The organism is Streptomyces sp. NPDC030165, assembly GCF_055573595.1.
In genome coordinates, this window is sequence record NZ_JBVIBD010000031.1 from 24,511 (window position 1) to 40,596 (window position 16,086).

Genomic DNA, 16,086 nt, shown 5'->3' on the forward strand with positions numbered 1-16,086 from the left:
CCTGGGCGGACGGGTCGTCATCTGTCGGTCAGGAAACAGCGGATCGCCCTACACGACGTCGAAGAGGCCGATCTGCATCTCTTCCATCGCCTGGCGGCGCTGTTCGGCGGCGCGGGCCCGCGCGGCAGCCAGGGCGCCTCGCCAGCAGTCCCAGCACCAGGGGCGCAGGGTCTCGACCGGGGCGGCCGCGTTCTGCGTATCGGTGGCGTGCGGAGCCTGCGGAGCGGCCAGCAGCGGCTTGCCCTTGCCGCTGTGCCTGGCGTTGCACTGCTGGCCCGTGTGCTCCTTGCCGCACGCACCCTGGCACACGCAGCGGCCGGCGTGGGCCTGGAGGACAGCGGTCAAAACGGTCGTCCGGTTCATGGTCGTTGTCTCCTCGCCTGACGGATCTCGGGACGGTGTGTGCGGCTGCCGCCCGCCCGGGTCCGGAGCGGGCGGCAGCAAGGGGTGTCAGCGGGACGCTGACGAATCGGGACGGCCGAGGTGGGTGATCTGGACCGGGATCCCGAGCGCGCGTAGCTGCTCGGCGATCTCCTCGGCCACGGCGGGCGCCCGGAGGCGGCCGTCGGGGCTGCGGACGTGGACGTCGACCTGGCCGCCGGGGCCGATGCGCTGGCGGATGCGGGCCAGCGCCCGGCCGACGACGAGCTGCCCCTCGGGGCTGCGGGTGATGGAGCGGCGGATGGCCGGGTCGCGGCCGCCGAGCTGCTGGCCCGAGCGCGAGACGGCGGCCGGACGGGGCAGCAATCCGGCATCGACGACGACCGGCCGCAGGGCCTGCGGGGCGTCGCGGTGCGCGGTCCCGTACGAAACGATGACCACGGTGCTCAGCGGGGCCGTCATGGCGCTCAGCGCGGTGTACGGGTGGTGTCGGCCCAGACCGGCAGGCCGCGTAGGGCACGGGCGGCGCGGCCGTGGCCGAGACCGACGTGCAGGTAGCGCAGGATCCGACGCCCCTGCGCAGCGAGCGGCACGAGGTCCGTACGGGAGGTGTAGGCGCGGAGCCGCTGGACAGCGCTCTTGAGGAGGGTCATCTCCTCGATGAGTACCGGGATCGTGGCGGGCTCCCGGCCCTCGGCGATCTGCGCGGCACCCAGACGCTGGTGCAGGGTCTCCAGAAGGCTCTCGGCCTCCTGACGGTCGGCCAGCTCGATCATCAGGGAGACCGCGGCCTCCAGAATCTGCTCGACGGCGGGCAGGTCCCCGGTCGCCAGGGGAGCGGCGACCCGGCCGGAGGCCGCGTCGGCCGGCGGCCGCGGAGCAGGGACGGGGACGGGGAGGCAGGCGGTCGTACGACGGGCGAGTTCGATCTCCATGGTGTTTCCCTTCCGGGCCGCCGTGTGGCGGCCGTCGTGGTGTACGTACGGGGCGAGCTGGGGTTCAGGTGGCGCGGGGTGCGGTCGGCGGCCGGGCATCACGAGACGACCCCGGCCGGTTAAGGGTGTTGGGGCTAATGGGCCAGATGGGCCGTGAACTGGGTTTCAGCCGCGCAGTTCGTTGCGGGTGCGGGCGACGATGCCGCGCGTCTGGCTGGTGACGGTGCGGTGGTCCTGGAGGACGGGCGCGTTGTAGTGGTTGTGGATCTCGGGCGGCGCGGCCGCGGTGGCCTCCTTGGCGCGCTTGAACACGCGGCTCAAGGCGGCGAGGAATGCGGCGGGCGCCCCGGCGACGAGGCCCACGACGACCGGGTCGACGTGGCCCGCGGTCCACAGCACCAGGGAGACCGAGCCGCCGAGCGAGACGGTGGCGACGCTGCCGGCGAGCAGGAGGCCGCTGAGGTCGGTGGCTTTCTGGCTCATCGGGGGCCGGCCGGGCTGCGGTACGGGCGGGGCGGTGCCGATGGCGGGCACGGGAGTGGGGTCGCGGTACGCCGTCAGGGTCTTCGCCCGGTAGGCGTCTTCGACGGCCTCGATGAGCAGGCGGGCCTCGGCGGCCGCCTCGGATTCGTCGAGCCGCGGGCCAGGAACGTGCTTCACTGATGCTCCTTCGCGTGTGGTGGGGGAGTGGGCGGGGCTCGGCAAGGGCAGGGCCCCGGCGGTCTCCGGGGCCCTGCTGTGGCGGTGGATCAGTCGGCTGCGGGTACGGGCACGACGCGGCCGGAGCCGTCCGGGCGGGCCACACGGCCCTGTTTGCGCAGGGTGCTGAGCGTGGTGCGCAGGGAGCCGCGCTTGACCGGGCGGCCGCCGTCCGCGTTCAGCGCGTCCAGCAGATCCGGCTCGGTCATACCCTCGGGCGGCAGGAGGGCGAGGATGCGGTCGGCGGTGGATGCCGGCGCCGTCATCTCCTCGGCCGGTTCTGGTACTGCGCCCGCGTGCGGCGATGCCGGATCGTCGGGCATCTCGCCGACCGCCTTGATTTCCTTGGGCGTCATGTAGGCCGGGAGGTAAAGCCCCTCGCCCGGCGGGGGCTCGTCTCCGTACAGGGCCAGGGTCAGCGGATCGTGCCCTTCGCAGGGCGCAATCGAGCCGACCCTGAAAGTGCGGGCCATACTCACCGGACGCGGTCCGCTGAGGTGATAGAGCATCCCTTGGGAATTCACCTTCTCAACACCGCTTTTGACCGGCTCGTTGAACCGGCGGATGCGGCGGACCTTGCCGACCTCCTTCGGGATGGGCTGGAGGGCCTCGCCCCGGGGGACCAGGCCGTCGCCGACCAGCTGCTGCATCATGCCGGACGACCAGCGCAGCAGAATGACCTCGCCCTCTTTGAGCATGGCCCGCAGCGTGTCGCTGCCGCCGAGCTCGTCGAGGTGTCCGGCCTGGGCGGCGATGATGATGCCGACGCCCACGCTGCGCCCCGTGCGGCCCAATTCTTTGATGAGCGCGGCCCCTTCTTCGCGAAAAGGCGCGGTTTTTTCCAGAAGGCGGTTGGCTTCGTCGACGATGCCGTACACCAGCGGGTCGGGGCGCCCCAGGACGAAGCCGCTGCGCCCCATCTCGGCGTATGCCTTCATGCGCCGCTCCGCCTCGGCGACCAGGCCGCGCAGCATGAGGATGGTCTCGTACTGCGTGGTGACGCGGGTGGCGACCTGCCCCCTGGCTTCGGGGACACTCTGGCCGTGCTTGAGGTCGGCCAGGTGCACCACAATGCCGGAGCGCTTACAGGCAATCAGGATGGCCTGCACCAGCCGGGATTTCCCCGCGCCGGTCGTGCCGAAGATGGCGCCGCGCTGCGCGTTGCCGGTGTCGGGGTCGAACAGGCGGAATTTCAGGGGCTCGGCGTCGTAGTAGGCGCCGAGCACGATGTGGCCGTCCGCGTCCATCAGCAGGTCGTCCGGCCGGATCGGGCGCATGTTCATCAGCGGATTGGCCGGGTAGATCCGGACGATCGCCTCCCGCCCGACGCCCTGCTCGAAAATGACCCGGGATCTGTCATCGACTTCCAGCAGGTCGCACAACGCATCGTGGTCGTATCTTTTGATGCCGCCCGGCGGTGTGCGCAATACGTATTCCTTGACGACGGCGGCCGCCATCAGGTCAGCTCCTTCACGGTGTAGGTGTTCGCCTCGACCAGCTCCACACCGGGCATCGCCCCCTGGGCGATCACCGTCCAGGTCTCCTCGTCGTCACTGCCCTTGGCCGTGACGGGCTGCGGGCGCTCGCCGAGGAGCACGAGCCTGACGCCGGCGCCGCGGCCGGGCACCGGCTCTATCGCGATCAGGGGCTCCGGGAGGTCGGTGAGGGCCGACAGACCGGCGGGCTTGATCTCGGGGACGGGGGCGCCGGGGACGGCCGAGCCGATGACCAGGGCCACGCACCGGTCGCTGATCTGCTCGTGGGCCAGCAGCACGGTGCCCGGTGCGGGACCGTCCTCGGCGGCCACCACGGTGGCCCACCAGCGAGCCGCTTTGCTGGCGGGCTCCGGCTGGGCTGCCAGTGCGGGCGCCTCCTCCGACGCCTCTTCCTCGGCCGTCTCCTCGGCGGCCTCGGCCACTTCCTGGGCCTTGGCCTCGTCGACGACCGTGCGGGCCAGGCGTCCGGGGCGCAGGTACCAGGTGGCGCCGGTCCACAGCGCCACGGCGCTGGCCTGCCCCATCAGCCAGGCCGGGCCGCTGCCCTGCGGGATGAGGTGTTCGCCGACCAGGAGGGCGGCGCATCCGGCGTGCGGGGCGGCGTAGAGGGCGACGGCCGTCGCCCGTACGGCGCGCGGCCCACGCAGGATCTTGAGGTTGGTGGCCAGGCCGATCCCGGCGGCGGCCGCCGCGGCGGCCAGGCCCGGCAGCATCGCCGCGTCCGTGAACAGGCCGCCGGACAAGACGGTGGTGCCGGCGAGGGTGGCGATACGGCCCGTACGGTCACGTACGCGGTCCAGCATTCTCGGCTCTCCCAGGTATCGGGAGGGCGGCCCGGAAGCTCCGGGCCGCCCTCAGGGGGTGGCGGTGCTTCCGGTGCCGTCAGTGCTTCGCTGGCTACCGGTTGCTGTAGTACGTGCGGTCGGCGACCTGGCCCGGTTTGGTGGTCATGGCCTCGTGCACCGGGCCGTAGTCGGCCTCGTGATCGTTCTTGGCGTTCTCGAAGTCCGAGGCCATCTCCTGGGCTTCGGCGGCCAGGGCCTCGGCGTCGGACAGGACGGTGCGCGCGGCCGCCGCCGCGTCGACGTGCGCGCTGATGACGGCCTGGTCCACGTTGAGGCGTCCGGCCGTCTCCGCGATCGTCAGGACCTGCTGAGCGCAGCCCTCGACGTAGTCGTAGGCGCCGCGCACGGCCCTGCTGAGGCTCATCATCGACAATGACGCGGAGGCCAGCCGCGCCGTGATGATGGTGAAGGTCACGGCGTCTTTGGCGCTGTCGACGATCTTGCCGCCGATGCGTTCGAGTTCCAGTCCCATGTGGTTACTCCTGGTGGTATGAGGCGTCAGCGGGCGCGGTGTGGCCCATGTCCTTGACGACGTCGGCGGGGTGCTTGTCGTAGTCGGCGGCGACCTGACCGGCATGGCGGATGGCCTCCGAGGCCCGCGGCAGGCCCGCGGCCAGCGCCTCGGCCCTGCTCTCGACGACCCCGGCCCGGTCGATCAGGCGGACGCACCAGCCGAGCAGTGTGCCCGGCACGTATTTCGCGGTCAGCTCCGCCCGCACTTCCTCCAGCGAGGACTTCAGGTCCTCGCAGCGGCTCGCCACGTACTTGACGTGCTCGCTGCCCGCGAGGATTTCCTCGGCCATGTCCTCGTCCGCCTCGATGACGTCGTAGACCGTCATCTCCGCGTCCTCGAACTGGACACTCTCAACCGGTACCGGCGACGCTCCGCTCATGGGGCGCGCTCCTTTCTGTGGTGCTGGTGACGGGCCGGACGGCTCGGAGACGACCGGCCCGCCGGCGGCCGGTGCGGTGGTCGCCGTCCCGGGCGCCGGCGCCGCGGGGGCGTCCGGGCCGGGGGCGGCTCCGGCTGGCTCCGGGGCGGCTGCGGCCGGCAGGGCCGGGCGGCCCCGGGTCAGTGCGGCGGGCCCCGCCGGGCGCGGCGGCTTCTGCTTCTCGGGCCGGGTGATCGTGACGGTGTAGGTGGCCGTCATGCCGGGCGGGGGACGCAGCCACTCGCCGTCCGTACGCGGCGTATCGCGCGGCGGCGGACTCTGCTGGCGCTGCCTGCGCGAGCGGGATCCCGGCGAGCCCGGCGGGGAGCCCGCCGCCCCCGCACCGCGCCGCGTACCGCCGCGCCCCTTGTAGCTGGCCGCCTTCGGCATCTTGGCCTTCTTGCCGCCTGCCTTCTTCCTGCCCCGCCAGGGACGCGCGCCGGGCTTCCCGCCCGGAGTGTGCGTTGCCCCAGGCGGCGGCGAGGTGGCGGTGGAGCCCTTGGGCGGCGCCGCCGACGTCCCCTTCGGTGCCTTCGGCTTCTTCTTCAGGTCGACCTTCGGCGGCTGCGGCGCTGCCCCGCCGCCCGCCGCTCCGGGCCGCGAAGTAGGGGAGGGGCCGTTGGGCGCCTTCGGGGTTTTCGTCAGGTTGATCTTCGGCGGGCTCTTGGGCGCCTTCGTCAGGTCGACCTTCGACGAATCCGCGGCGTCCTTGTTGTTCTTGCTCAACACGGGCGGGTCGAGATGCTTGCGGCGCCGCTCCAGCCGCTGCTGCGCCTGGTCCATCGCGAACTTGGGCAGCGTGGTGCGGGCCGCCTTGGCGGCCGCCGCATCCTCCTTCTTCTTGCGGCGGTTCTCGGCGCGGTCCTGGCGCTGCTGCTGCTTGGCCCCGAACCGGGCGTCGCGGACCTGCTCCTTACGGTTCTCGTTCGCCTTCCGCCGCGCGTTGCGGATCTTGTCCTTTGCGGCCTGGCGGTCGCGTTTCGCGCCGTCCTTACGGTCCCGGGCCGCGTCACGGTCCTTGGCGCGGTTCTCCAGCCGGGCGGCCTGCCGGTCCGCGTGCCGCTGCAACTTTGCGCCCTGGCGGTCCGCGGCCCGCTGCTGGCGGCTGCGGGACCGCTCCAGCGCGGGGCTGGAGGCGCTGGAGCTGGGCGACTTGCCGCCGGACGGCGACTTGACCCCCGAGCCGGACTTGCCGGACCCGTGCTTGCCCGACCCCGACGAACCGGACCTGCCGCCCCCGTTCCCTCCGGAGCCGTTCTTCCCCGAGCCGGACTTGCCGGAGCCGGACTTGCCGTCCGACGACTTCAGCCCGGAGCCCGAGCCCGAGCCTGAGCCGTTGGTGGGCTTCGTCTTACCGGACCGGTCCTTCCCCGTCCGGCCGGAGCCGGGCGATGTCGGCGAGCCGGAGCCGGACCCACCGGAGGAACCCGACCCCGAGGACTTCTTGCCGGACCCGCCGCCCGCCCTTCCGGTGCCGGACCCCGACCCACCGGAGGACCCGCCCCCCGAGGACTTCTTGCCCCCACCCCCGCCCTTGGCGGCGCTCTTGCCGAACTCCGTGGGGGACTGGACGGCCTTGGCGCGCTGCTGGACGCTCTGGTCGCGCAGCTTGGCCATGGCCACCTCGTGGTCGGCCCGCGCCTTGAGCTGCTCGGCCTTGGCCCGGGCGGCGGCCTCACGCACCGGCGCCTCGTCCTGGAACCGCTGGCGGCGGTCGGCGAGCCAGCCGGCCATGCCGCGCAGCGCGGCGACGGCGGCGCCGACCGCGACCACCATCGCGCCCTGCGCGGCGCCGTGGCCGTCGCCGTCCTCCTCGTACTCGTACTCCTCCTCGCCGGCGCCGTCGGCGTACACCGCGGCCTCGGTGTTCTGGGCGAGCAGCGGCGCGGGCAGCACCGGCGGGGGAGGCACCGCAGGAGCGGGCATCTCCAACTGCGGCCACTCGTCCTCGTCGGCCGCGTCAGCCTCCGGTTCCGGTTCCGGCGCCGCAGGCGGCGGAGGGCCCGGCGGCGGGGGAGGCGGAGGCGGCGGTGCGCCCCCGGTCGGCCGGAACGGCAGCACCCGCCCCCCATCCGGCCGGTCGTCGTCGTTGCTCACTTTCCCTCCAAAGGTGTTGACAGACGGTGACGGCCTCGCGTACGCGCGCGCGTGTCCGCGCGCCCGTGCGTCCGCGCGTCCGCATTACGCGCGTGCGAGGCCGTCACAGCCGGGTTTGAACGGTGGATTGATTGACGCGTGCAGTCACGCTTCGTAGCGACTGCACCAGGTGGCCAGGGTCCTCGCGAGGTCGTTCCACGCCTCGGGGTCACCGGCCCGCTCCCGCTGCGCGGCGATGGAACGGGCCCGCTCGGCCCACGACTCGGCCCGGCCGCGCGGGCCGCGTTTCTCGCGTTCCGCTTCGCGCTTCTCGAAGTGCGCCAACCGGTTGAGTGCGGCCCGCTCGGCCTTGGTCTGCGCCGCCATCAGGCGCCCTTGCGCAGGCTCTGGAAGACGGTGTTGAACGGCCCCTTCTCTTCCTCCTCGGTGGGGGCGGGCGCCGTCTCACCGCCCGCCGGCGCGGACTCGATGGCCTGCGGCTGGCCCTGGCCCTTGGCCAGCGCCTTCTGGGCCCGCTTCTCGGCCCGCTTGTGCGGCAGCTCCTCGTACGAGCGCTGGTACCTGGCGTTGAACGCGATCAGGTCGGTCAGCGCCTTCTCGACGTCGTCCGCGGCCTTGAACAGCGGCCTGACGGCGTGCCAGGCCCGGATCCGGTCCTGGTACGGCCAGTCGCCCTCGATCTCGCCGGCCTCTTTGAGCTCGGCCTCCATCTCGCGGGCCAGGCGGCGCAGGTCGTCGACGATCGGGTGGAGCTGGGCCCGCCGCTGTTCCAGATGGATGGCCCGGCCCGAGGGCTCCTGAAGACGATCCGGCGTCCACATGTTCGCGCTCATGAGTCATGCCTTTCGCGTGGTTGTGCAGGGGGAGGGGCCGGGCCCGCCGGGTCGGAGCGCGGCGGGCCCGGCAGGGCGGTGGTGCTCGCCGTCCGCGTCAGAGGCGGACGGCGGGGTTCAGGTTCGGGTGCGCTGCTTCGACCCGGTCGCGGATGCGCTGAGCGGTCGGCCGGGAGGGAGCGCCCATCCCGGCGGCGCTCAGTGCGTCGCGGATCTCGGTCCACTCCGGGCGGCGGCCCGCTGTGTAGAGCCCGCGCACGATCTCGTCCTGGCGCTCCTTGAGCGCGGCGCGCTCGCCGGTGTGAGCGCGCTTGGCCTGACGGCGCTCACGCTTGGGGCGCCCAGCAGGTGGGCGCTCATCGCCAGCGTTCCGAGCGCGCTCACCCGTGGGGACCTGAGCGCGCTCAGTGTCCGTACGGTGAGCGCGCTCAGTGTCCGTACGGTGAGCGCGCTCAGTGTCCGTACGGTGAGCGCTCCCAGTGTCCGTACGGTGAGCGCGCTCGGCGGTGTGCGGCTGAGCGCCGGACCGAGCGGGCGCGGCACCGCGCTCAGGCACGCTCTCGCTCTCGGACTGAGCGCTCGGCTTCGCGGTGCCGTGATCGCCTTCCTGAAGCTGGTGGATGCGCCAGACGATGGCGACCACGACGATCACAGCGATGACGATCAGCCAGACGCTCGGATGCTGTTCACCGTTGACCACCGTCATACCGGCGCCGGTCCGGTCCGCCACGTGAAAAGTGATGTTGGTGGCGGCCATCAGGCCGAGGGCAAAGCCCACGTCCTTGCGCTTGCGGAACGCAGTGATCGCGTAGACGTCCAGGCCCAGCGGCAGGGCCCATCCCGCGTCGCCGATCGGAGTGTCGCCCAGGCCGACCAGCCGGGCGAACTGCCACTCCCCGCTGGCGGTCAGGACGATCACCGCCGCCAGGCCCACCCACAAGGCGGCCGCCTTGGCGATCTCGCCCGCGCTGTGCTGGCGCTTGAGGCTGGCCGCCCGCTGCTCGGCGAGCCGGTGGTCCTCCTGCGCGGCCCGCAGCTCCCGGTTGGCAGCCTGACGGGCCTGCTGGGCTGCCTGGAGTTCCTGTTCGGCATCGCGGCGGATGTCCGCGACCGCGGCGCGGGCCCGGGCTTCCGTCTCCCGGCGCAGGGTCTGCGCCTCGGCGGCCGCCCGTTCGCCGAGCTGCCCGGCCTCCCGTTCGGCCCGGGCCCGGATGGTGTCGGCGTCGTTCTCGGCCTCGCGCCGGGCCGTGTCCCGCAGTCCGGCGGCCTCCGCCTCGATGGCGCGGCGCCGGTCGGCGAGGTCCTCGTCCAGCTCCAGCCGGGCCGATCGGCGGGCCAGCTCCAGGTCGGAGTCGAGCGCGGACCGCGCCGCGTGGATCTCCGCTGCCTGGCTCTGGGCTTCGTCCAGGATCTTCGCGGCGTCGGCGAGTGCGTCGCGGTAGGCGGCCTCGGCCGCCGACCGGCGCAGCGCAGCCACGCGTTCGGCCTGCTCAGCGGCCTCCGCCAGGATCTGCTGGGCCTGCCGCTCGGCCTGGGCCAGCAGGTCGGCGGCCTGGTCCTCGGCGCGGTCGCGGATGGCCCGGGCGGCGCGGTCGGCGTCCGAGCGCACCCGGCCGGCGGCCGCGCGGGCCGAGGTGGCCATCTGCCGGGCCTGGCGGCGGGCACCTTCGTGCAGCGCCTGCGCCTGGTCCCCGGCGGCGGTCCGGACGGCGTCCGCCTCGGCGGTCGCCTGCCGCAGCCGGTCCCCGGCCTCCCCGGCCGCCTCGGCCAGGACCCGGCGAGCGTCGGCGGCGGCCGCCCGGCGGACCGTACGAGCCTGCTCCTCGGCGGCGACGAGCAGCCGCGCCGCCTCGTCGGCCGCGCGCTGCCGGGCGCCGTCGAGGACATCGGCGGCCCGGTCTGTCAGGTCCGCGGCCCTATCGCGCAGGTCCGCGAGGCGGGCCTCAGCCTCCTCCCGCACCTCCGGGCTCGGCGGCACGGTCGCCGCCCCGGCCGGGCGGCGCGGCGGCGGTGTCGTCTTCGTCGGCGGCGCCTTGGCCGTCTTCTTCCGGGGGGTCTTGCTGCGGGTCGCGGTACGGGCGGCCACGCCATCAACTCCTTGTCTACGTACGGAGGTGACCGCCCGGTCGGGCGGTCACCTTGGCGTGGTCAGTCCTGGGTACTGCGGGCCCCAGCGCTGTCCTTCTCGCGCGGGGCGAGGTTCTGGTGGATCTCGTAGGCCGTCGCGTCCCACCGCTCGTCGACCGGGTCGCCGTGCTCCTGGCGGAAGTCCGCGGCGGTGTCCGCCGGGATGCGCCAGGACTCCTCCAGCCCCAGGTAGGCCAGGTACTCGGCGGCCGTCGCGCCCTTGAGGTACCAGCGCTCGATCACCTCGCACGCCCACGGCTCGGCGAACAGCCACCACAGCAGCAGGACGGCGAGCCCGGCCAGCAGCGGGTACGTGCCGCCCGTCGAGTGGAGATCGATGAGATCCGACGGCCCCTGCGCCCCGAGCGCCGGGATCAGGGAGGCGCCGACGGCCGCGCCGGTGAGCACGAGCAGCGGGGCGATGCCGTGCACCGCGAAATCCACGGTACGGGCGATCCAGTAGCGCCTGCTCATACCGTCACCTCGGCGGTCTGCTCGGCGCGCACGCGGCGCAGCATCTCCTCGCGGATCCGCTCCGCCGACTTCAGAGCCCCGGCGTCGCGGGCGGCCTGATGAGCGCGGACCAGGACGAGGTTGCCCACCTGGGACAGCGCCTGCGCGCAGTCCGCGCAGCCGTCGGCGAGGTGCGCGGCGAGGACGTCCGGGTCGTGGCTGTCATGCCCGTCGATCGGTACCGGCGGAGCGGCGGGCCTGCGGGCCTCCAGGGCCCGGTAGTACGCCTCGATGTCCGCGGCCTGCGGCGCCGGCGGCACCTGCGGCAGAGCAGGCGCCGAGTGCCACCAGCCAGTGGCCGGGATGGCGCCCTGGCGGGACGCCCACGTCATCAGGTCCGGCACGTCGGGATCGGCGCGGCGTACGGCCTGCCCGGCAGCGGCCTTCGAGCGGTGGACGCTGTGCAGGCGGCCGTCGCGCACCAGTACGTGGACGGGCCGGTCGACGGCGTCGGTGTAGTAGTCGAGCGCGCCCTCCAGTAGCGCCCGGATTCGGCGCAGTTCGGCGAGGTCGCTGTCGGCGGTGTCCAGGTCGGTGCCGAACCGCTCGGCACGGGCCCGCTCTGCGGCCACCGCGCTCTCCAGTTCCTCGATCCGGCGGGCCTGCCCGTCGACGCGCTCGGCCAGAACGCCGACGCGCCAGTCGGCAAGGTCCCGTTGGTTCTTTACGCGGGCCAGTCGCAGCTGGACGGCCTCGATGCGGGCCTCGGCGTGCAGCCAGTCGGCGAGGAGGCGGGTGTAGCGGCGCGGGCTGATAAGCCAGTTCATGCGGAGAACCCCCTGACACCCGCACGGCGGCGGGCGGAGATACGGCGGGAGAGGCGAAGAGCGTGGTGGACGGCGCAGCGTCCGATCAGAACGGCGCCGAGCAGGCCGGGCGCGGCCGCCGCCGACGCCACCAGGACGTCGACGACGGCGCGCAGCACCGGCTCCAGGAGATGGCCAGCCCCGTAGCCGAGGCCGGTCCCGAGCAGGGCCAGCGCGGCGAGCGCGGCCGGGTGCAGCTGGTCGGTGGTGCGTAGCAGGCGGCGCCAGGTGCTGCCCAGCCAGCGGGCGGCGGGTGAGGAGGGGGAGCCGGTCATCCCGGCCCCTCCTCACCGCCGTGTTCCAGGACGCGGCAGGCGGCGCGGATCTGCGCGGCCGCGGCGGGCGGCAGCCCGTCGGCGCCGAGCGCCTCCAGCAGGTCGACGGCTCGGGTCCGGCGCAGCCGGGCGACCGTCAGATCGTCGGTCGCCGCGTCCAGGAGCCGGGACTGCTGGCCCACCCGGGCCCGCAGCCGCCGCAGCTCGTCGTCCTTCAGCGTCAGGACGAACAGAGCGGCGGCGTGGTGGACGAGGTGGGCGCGCAGCTCGGCGAGGGTGGAGTCCCGCACGAGACGCACCCGCACCGGAAGCAGCTTCTTCATCGGCGTTCCGGCGGCCCTCATGCGACGACCCCGGTCTTGCCGTACTTGTGCGCGGAGCGGCTGTTCGCCTCGTCGACCTTGCGGTCCAGCTCCCTGCGCTCTTCCTCGGTCATGCCGTCCACCCCGCCACGGACCTCGCGTCGGCCGGGACGGCGTCGAGGTCGGTGTCGACGGAGGCGACCAGGGCCTCGATCCTCTCAACGGTGATCTCGGCGCTGTCGACGGTGATGCAGAGGTGGACGCGGCCCTCGCACATCGTGCCGAGGATGCGAGCGCCGCCCGGGGTGCGGGTGATGCCGCTGTCCTCCAGCTCCACGATCAGAGCAGGCAGGAGGTGGGCGGCCGCAGCGCTGACGGTGAGGTCGGCGGTGATGGTGCCGGGATTCACGTTGACGGAGACGTCGACACCGACCCGGGCCAGGCTCTTGACGTCCTCGTAGACACTCCAGGCCTCGGAGACGACGTCCTCAACGCCATCGGTCAGTGCCGCGGGACGCAGCGGGATGGCGGCTGAGATGATGGACATGCGGATCAGCTCCTTGTGAGATCAGGTGGTCCGTGACAGCCCCCGGCACACATGGCGTCTCCAGCGCCGTACCGGGGGCTGTGCGCCGTCGATCGCGATCGATCGCGGCGCCGTGAGCGGGGAAGGATTCGAACCTCGGGCCGTTGGCCCTCCGGACCCGCCCTATTGAGCAAACGGCCGCCTCTGCGCAGAGGCGGCCGTGGTTGTTCTGGCTGGTCAGGCGACGTGCAGAAGAGGCTGTTCCGGCAGCCGCGCGGCGAACGCCTTACCGACGGTGCACGGGTCGCCGCTCTCGCAGGCCGGGCAACCGGCGCGGTGCTGATGAAGGCCGGCACGCAGCTGCCCGTACATCGACGCGGGTACCGTGGCCTGCCTGACCCGGCGGATACGCAGCCGCAGTTCGACGGCGGTGGCGCACCGCCCGGCGGCCTGGCACCGGGAACAGTCACCCACGTGCTCAACGAGCCGTTCGCGCATCGCCCGGGTCGCGATGTTCATCTGGGTCGCCGCGGGCGTGGGTGCGGGCTTCGGTTTGCGCACGGTGCGCTTGGAGCGCGTCCCGGACGCGGTGCTCTCCGCGGCCAGCAATTTCTCGCTCCACTGCTCGGGTGTGATGTCCATCGTGATGCGCTGCGCACTTCCGTCACAGCGGGGACCGGTCGACGACCGGAGCGTTTCCGCGTCACCGCGATAGCGGCGATCTTCGCTCTTGGGCGCGCCGATGGGGTCACGGTGCGGCATGACCATCGATCGCTTGAGGCGCCGCCAGGTCTTGCAATCCGGGCAGACCGCCATGCGAGGCTCGCCGTCCCTGAGGTTGAGGTGTTCCGGCCGCATCTGGCTGGCCAGCAGTGGTGTACGTCCGTTGTGACGCATGGTGTTCTCCCTTGCGATTGCGTTCTCCTTCGGTCAGGAATTCGCAGATCCGCAGATCACAGCGGGTTTCCCGACCGGAGGGCAGCGCAATAGCTGCGGGATGGCGCACCTGGCTGCCGCTCTCGAAGGACCGCGTCGAACTCGTCACCCCGAGCCAGCATGTAAGCCGGACAGCCAGACGTATGGAGTTGAGGAACGGCACAGCTGTGCCCTAGGTGTCCAGCCAACCCACTGGTTAACTAGTTAGGCCGCCGGGCACTTCGATTAACCCACCCCAATCCAACCGTGTCAACCTGTCTAGTCATCCTGCGCGAGTCGTACCGATTGACCTGCTTCTTTTCGTCAAAAGGACGCTGACGGGGCATCCCAACTTCCGGAAGACAACTAGACATGTCATGCTGGGCCCAGTCGTGGGAGGGAGTCCCATATCGAGCCCGAGACGGAGAGAGGCATGACCAAGAAGGAGCCCGGGAAGGTGCCGCGCATCGCCGCGAGCATCGCGGCGATGATCGAGCGGGGCGTATACCCGCCCGGGTCTGCGCTCCCGAGCGTCCCCGACCTACAGGCAGCGGAGGGAATCGCGTACCAGACCGCACGCGATGTATACGGGCTGCTGGAGGACCAGGGGCTAGTTTTCTCCCGCCGCGGCAAGGGGACGTACGTGAGCCTCGTGCTCGGGAAGGTGTTGCGTGACAGCACCGGCCGGTACCTGCCAAACGCGCGGGCCGAGGGCGGCGCCGTCGGCGCCTTCGACGCGGAGATCCGCCGTATGGGCTTGGTCCCCAAGCCAACCCCCGTCGTGATCGCGCGGGAGCGTCCGCCGAAGCGCATCGCTGATCTGCTCGGTCTCCACCACGCATCGAAGGCGCTCAAGCGGGAGCGGGTCATGCCCGTCGTCTCGCCCGACAACACCGAGGTCAGCGAAGTCGTACAACTCGCAACCTCCTGGTTCCCCCCGGACATCGCCGACCAGTGCCCTCAGCTGGCCCAGCAGAACACCGGGCCCGGCGGAAGCAAGTCCAGGCTGGCGGAGGCCGGGTACGCGCAAGTTCGCCTGCGCGAGGAGATCGAGGTCCGCCCGCCGTCCGAGCAGGAGGCCGCCAGCCTCGGGATCCCCACCGACCAGGCCGTCCTAGAGCTGACGCACCAGGGCCTCACGGCGGAAGGACGAATTGTCGAGGTCTGCCTTCACGTCATGCCGCGCACCAAGTGGCGGCTCGCGTACGAGTGGGTCATCGGCTCGTAGTCCGCACAACTGCGCTGGTCACCAGAGAACCATCACCAACCAAAGGAGCAGTTCGCATGGCTAGCAACACGATCGGCACCAACGGCGTCATCCTGCGCGACGCCCGCAGCCGGTACCGGACCGAGAACCGGGAGGAGGCTGGCGCGCACGGCGCGTATGACGCCGAGATCCGCCGCAGCGGCGGCGCCCCTCGCGCCGAAGTGGAGGTCCGGCGTGAGACCGCCCCGGCCGACGTCGCCGAACTCCTGGGCTCCCAGGGTGAGGTAGTAGTCCGCGCCCGCAAGATGTACGACGGTGACCGCCTCATCCAGCTGGCGAAAACGTTCATCCCGGTCGACGTGGCCGAGGCCGCCGGCATCGAGCAGCTCGACACGGGCGTCGGCGGCATCATCAGCCGCATGAGGGAAGCCGGTTTCGACCAAGGCCCGGACGCGACGGAGGACGTCGAGCTGCGCACCGCCACCGACGACGAGGCCACCGCGTTGGGCCTGCCGAACGGCGCCTCGGTCCTCACGATCAATCACGTGGGCCGCGCTCAGGGCCGCGTCGTCGAGGTCACCCAGCACGTCCTCAGCAACGGCTGGAAGCTGCGGTACGCCGCCCCCCTGGCCTGATTCGCTTAGGGCCCCGGCTGAGTCCGGGGCCCTACCTGCCTCTTCCAACAGGAGATCGATCGGATGAGCACCCCACGCCTGTCGGCCACCGAGATCGTCAACGAGCTGCGTTCGGCGCTCACCGATACGGGGTGGCTCACCGCACGGACCGCATCGGCTGGTCCTGCTCCGCTGCCCACCGACGCCAGCCTCGCAATGATCGCCGAGGCCCTGCACGCTCACAGCCGTACGGCAGTCGTCCCGGAACCCGCGGCTGTACAGCTCAAGCGGGCAGCCGCTGCGGCGGCCGCCGCCCGCGACGTGGAAACGGAGCCCAGTGCCAGTCCCGAGCTGTACGAACACCTCGGGACTGCCCTCGCCTACCTCACGCGAGCGCGCCGAGTCGCCCTTGATCTCGACGCGCCGGATGCTAAGGGCTGACCTTCCTGTGCCCGCAGGAGGAGGAAGATGGCCCCACATACGCGAGCAGGCCCCCGCGTGCGGGAGCCTGCCGGTCGCAACGTTGGTGTGTGGAAGCCCGACGCGCGATCAAGCACCTGAAGCAGATGTGGAGGTGCCTGCG

The 16,086-nt window shown here is 72.3% G+C and carries 20 protein-coding genes; 3 read left to right on the plus strand and 17 right to left on the minus strand.

Annotated elements, in window-relative coordinates; genetic code table 11:
- Window positions 1-48 precede the first annotated feature (48 nt).
- The 17 genes from ACZ4Z1_RS37175 to ACZ4Z1_RS37255 all read right to left on the minus strand — a co-directional run bounded on the left by ACZ4Z1_RS37175 (window position 49) and on the right by ACZ4Z1_RS37255 (window position 13,664).
- Window positions 49-363, minus strand: a complete 315-nt coding sequence (locus ACZ4Z1_RS37175) for a hypothetical protein (protein WP_468491095.1) — start codon at window positions 361-363, stop codon at window positions 49-51.
- A gap of 87 nt (window positions 364-450) precedes the next feature.
- Entirely contained in the window at window positions 451-843 is a 393-nt protein-coding gene (locus tag ACZ4Z1_RS37180; RefSeq protein WP_468491096.1) for a hypothetical protein, read from the minus strand.
- A gap of 5 nt (window positions 844-848) precedes the next feature.
- On the minus strand, window positions 849-1,316 hold the full coding sequence (locus ACZ4Z1_RS37185; protein WP_468491097.1) for a hypothetical protein: 468 nt from the start codon (window positions 1,314-1,316) through the stop codon (window positions 849-851).
- A 165-nt stretch (window positions 1,317-1,481) separates the two neighbouring features.
- Window positions 1,482-1,976 (minus strand): hypothetical protein, encoded by a 495-nt coding sequence (locus tag ACZ4Z1_RS37190; protein ID WP_468491098.1) that lies wholly within the window; start codon window positions 1,974-1,976, stop codon window positions 1,482-1,484.
- Between the two features lie 89 nt (window positions 1,977-2,065).
- Window positions 2,066-3,472: an ATP-binding protein gene (locus tag ACZ4Z1_RS37195; RefSeq protein ID WP_468491099.1), complete on the minus strand. Its 1,407-nt coding sequence runs from the start codon at window positions 3,470-3,472 to the stop codon at window positions 2,066-2,068.
- The gene (locus ACZ4Z1_RS37200; protein WP_468491100.1) at window positions 3,472-4,314 is read right to left on the minus strand and encodes a hypothetical protein; all 843 of its coding nucleotides are present in this window, start codon (window positions 4,312-4,314) and stop codon (window positions 3,472-3,474) included. The genes ACZ4Z1_RS37195 and ACZ4Z1_RS37200 overlap by 1 nt, the downstream gene beginning before the upstream one ends.
- A 94-nt stretch (window positions 4,315-4,408) precedes the next feature.
- Window positions 4,409-4,828: a hypothetical protein gene (locus tag ACZ4Z1_RS37205; protein ID WP_468491101.1), complete on the minus strand. Its 420-nt coding sequence runs from the start codon at window positions 4,826-4,828 to the stop codon at window positions 4,409-4,411.
- Window positions 4,829-4,832: 4 nt separating this feature from the next.
- Window positions 4,833-7,385 carry a hypothetical protein gene (locus tag ACZ4Z1_RS37210; RefSeq protein WP_468491102.1) on the minus strand — a complete coding sequence of 851 codons (2,553 nt, stop codon included), beginning with the start codon at window positions 7,383-7,385 and terminating at the stop codon, window positions 4,833-4,835.
- Between the two features lie 144 nt (window positions 7,386-7,529).
- Window positions 7,530-7,751 carry a hypothetical protein gene (locus ACZ4Z1_RS37215; RefSeq protein WP_359294115.1) on the minus strand — a complete coding sequence of 74 codons (222 nt, stop codon included), beginning with the start codon at window positions 7,749-7,751 and terminating at the stop codon, window positions 7,530-7,532.
- On the minus strand, window positions 7,751-8,218 hold the full coding sequence (locus tag ACZ4Z1_RS37220) for a hypothetical protein (RefSeq protein WP_468491103.1): 468 nt from the start codon (window positions 8,216-8,218) through the stop codon (window positions 7,751-7,753). Before ACZ4Z1_RS37220 ends, ACZ4Z1_RS37215 begins: the two co-directional genes overlap by 1 nt.
- Window positions 8,219-8,315: 97 nt before the next feature.
- The gene (locus ACZ4Z1_RS37225; protein ID WP_468491104.1) at window positions 8,316-10,304 is read right to left on the minus strand and encodes a coiled-coil domain-containing protein; all 1,989 of its coding nucleotides are present in this window, start codon (window positions 10,302-10,304) and stop codon (window positions 8,316-8,318) included.
- 62 nt (window positions 10,305-10,366) lie between these two features.
- A complete protein-coding gene (locus ACZ4Z1_RS37230) occupies window positions 10,367-10,819 on the minus strand; it encodes a hypothetical protein (protein ID WP_468491105.1) in 453 nt (150 codons plus the stop codon).
- Window positions 10,816-11,625, minus strand: coding sequence for a hypothetical protein (locus ACZ4Z1_RS37235; RefSeq protein ID WP_468491106.1), 810 nt, complete (start codon window positions 11,623-11,625; stop codon window positions 10,816-10,818). Before ACZ4Z1_RS37235 ends, ACZ4Z1_RS37230 begins: the two co-directional genes overlap by 4 nt.
- Window positions 11,622-11,939 carry a hypothetical protein gene (locus ACZ4Z1_RS37240; RefSeq protein ID WP_468491107.1) on the minus strand — a complete coding sequence of 106 codons (318 nt, stop codon included), beginning with the start codon at window positions 11,937-11,939 and terminating at the stop codon, window positions 11,622-11,624. The genes ACZ4Z1_RS37235 and ACZ4Z1_RS37240 overlap by 4 nt, the downstream gene beginning before the upstream one ends.
- Window positions 11,936-12,262 carry a hypothetical protein gene (locus ACZ4Z1_RS37245; RefSeq protein ID WP_468491108.1) on the minus strand — a complete coding sequence of 109 codons (327 nt, stop codon included), beginning with the start codon at window positions 12,260-12,262 and terminating at the stop codon, window positions 11,936-11,938. Before ACZ4Z1_RS37245 ends, ACZ4Z1_RS37240 begins: the two co-directional genes overlap by 4 nt.
- Window positions 12,263-12,371: 109 nt before the next feature.
- Window positions 12,372-12,788 (minus strand): hypothetical protein, encoded by a 417-nt coding sequence (locus ACZ4Z1_RS37250; RefSeq protein WP_468491109.1) that lies wholly within the window; start codon window positions 12,786-12,788, stop codon window positions 12,372-12,374.
- Window positions 12,789-13,004: 216 nt separating this feature from the next.
- Window positions 13,005-13,664, minus strand: coding sequence for a hypothetical protein (locus ACZ4Z1_RS37255; protein WP_468491110.1), 660 nt, complete (start codon window positions 13,662-13,664; stop codon window positions 13,005-13,007).
- A 451-nt stretch (window positions 13,665-14,115) separates the two neighbouring features.
- Here ACZ4Z1_RS37255 and ACZ4Z1_RS37260 point away from each other — a divergent pair, with 451 nt between their 5' ends.
- The 3 genes from ACZ4Z1_RS37260 (at window position 14,116) to ACZ4Z1_RS37270 (ending at window position 15,944) form a co-directional block, all read left to right on the plus strand.
- Window positions 14,116-14,910: a GntR family transcriptional regulator gene (locus ACZ4Z1_RS37260; RefSeq protein WP_468491111.1), complete on the plus strand. Its 795-nt coding sequence runs from the start codon at window positions 14,116-14,118 to the stop codon at window positions 14,908-14,910.
- 56 nt (window positions 14,911-14,966) lie between these two features.
- Entirely contained in the window at window positions 14,967-15,524 is a 558-nt protein-coding gene (locus tag ACZ4Z1_RS37265) for a UTRA domain-containing protein (protein WP_468491112.1), read from the plus strand.
- Between the two features lie 63 nt (window positions 15,525-15,587).
- A complete protein-coding gene (locus tag ACZ4Z1_RS37270) occupies window positions 15,588-15,944 on the plus strand; it encodes a hypothetical protein (RefSeq protein ID WP_468491113.1) in 357 nt (118 codons plus the stop codon).
- Window positions 15,945-16,086: the final 142 nt, after the last annotated feature.

Coding starts and splice junctions, on each gene's coding strand:
- ACZ4Z1_RS37175 (WP_468491095.1), bottom strand. CDS start 363: ATGAACCGGACGACCGTTTTGACCGCTGTCCTCCAGGCCCACGCCGGC.
- ACZ4Z1_RS37180 (WP_468491096.1), bottom strand. CDS start 843: ATGACGGCCCCGCTGAGCACCGTGGTCATCGTTTCGTACGGGACCGCG.
- ACZ4Z1_RS37185 (WP_468491097.1), bottom strand. CDS start 1,316: ATGGAGATCGAACTCGCCCGTCGTACGACCGCCTGCCTCCCCGTCCCC.
- ACZ4Z1_RS37195 (WP_468491099.1), bottom strand. CDS start 3,472: ATGGCGGCCGCCGTCGTCAAGGAATACGTATTGCGCACACCGCCGGGC.
- ACZ4Z1_RS37200 (WP_468491100.1), bottom strand. CDS start 4,314: ATGCTGGACCGCGTACGTGACCGTACGGGCCGTATCGCCACCCTCGCC.
- ACZ4Z1_RS37205 (WP_468491101.1), bottom strand. CDS start 4,828: ATGGGACTGGAACTCGAACGCATCGGCGGCAAGATCGTCGACAGCGCC.
- ACZ4Z1_RS37215 (WP_359294115.1), bottom strand. CDS start 7,751: ATGGCGGCGCAGACCAAGGCCGAGCGGGCCGCACTCAACCGGTTGGCG.
- ACZ4Z1_RS37220 (WP_468491103.1), bottom strand. CDS start 8,218: ATGAGCGCGAACATGTGGACGCCGGATCGTCTTCAGGAGCCCTCGGGC.
- ACZ4Z1_RS37230 (WP_468491105.1), bottom strand. CDS start 10,819: ATGAGCAGGCGCTACTGGATCGCCCGTACCGTGGATTTCGCGGTGCAC.
- ACZ4Z1_RS37235 (WP_468491106.1), bottom strand. CDS start 11,625: ATGAACTGGCTTATCAGCCCGCGCCGCTACACCCGCCTCCTCGCCGAC.
- ACZ4Z1_RS37240 (WP_468491107.1), bottom strand. CDS start 11,939: ATGACCGGCTCCCCCTCCTCACCCGCCGCCCGCTGGCTGGGCAGCACC.
- ACZ4Z1_RS37245 (WP_468491108.1), bottom strand. CDS start 12,262: ATGAAGAAGCTGCTTCCGGTGCGGGTGCGTCTCGTGCGGGACTCCACC.
- ACZ4Z1_RS37250 (WP_468491109.1), bottom strand. CDS start 12,788: ATGTCCATCATCTCAGCCGCCATCCCGCTGCGTCCCGCGGCACTGACC.
- ACZ4Z1_RS37255 (WP_468491110.1), bottom strand. CDS start 13,664: ATGCGTCACAACGGACGTACACCACTGCTGGCCAGCCAGATGCGGCCG.
- ACZ4Z1_RS37260 (WP_468491111.1), top strand. CDS start 14,116: ATGACCAAGAAGGAGCCCGGGAAGGTGCCGCGCATCGCCGCGAGCATC.
- ACZ4Z1_RS37265 (WP_468491112.1), top strand. CDS start 14,967: ATGGCTAGCAACACGATCGGCACCAACGGCGTCATCCTGCGCGACGCC.
- ACZ4Z1_RS37270 (WP_468491113.1), top strand. CDS start 15,588: ATGAGCACCCCACGCCTGTCGGCCACCGAGATCGTCAACGAGCTGCGT.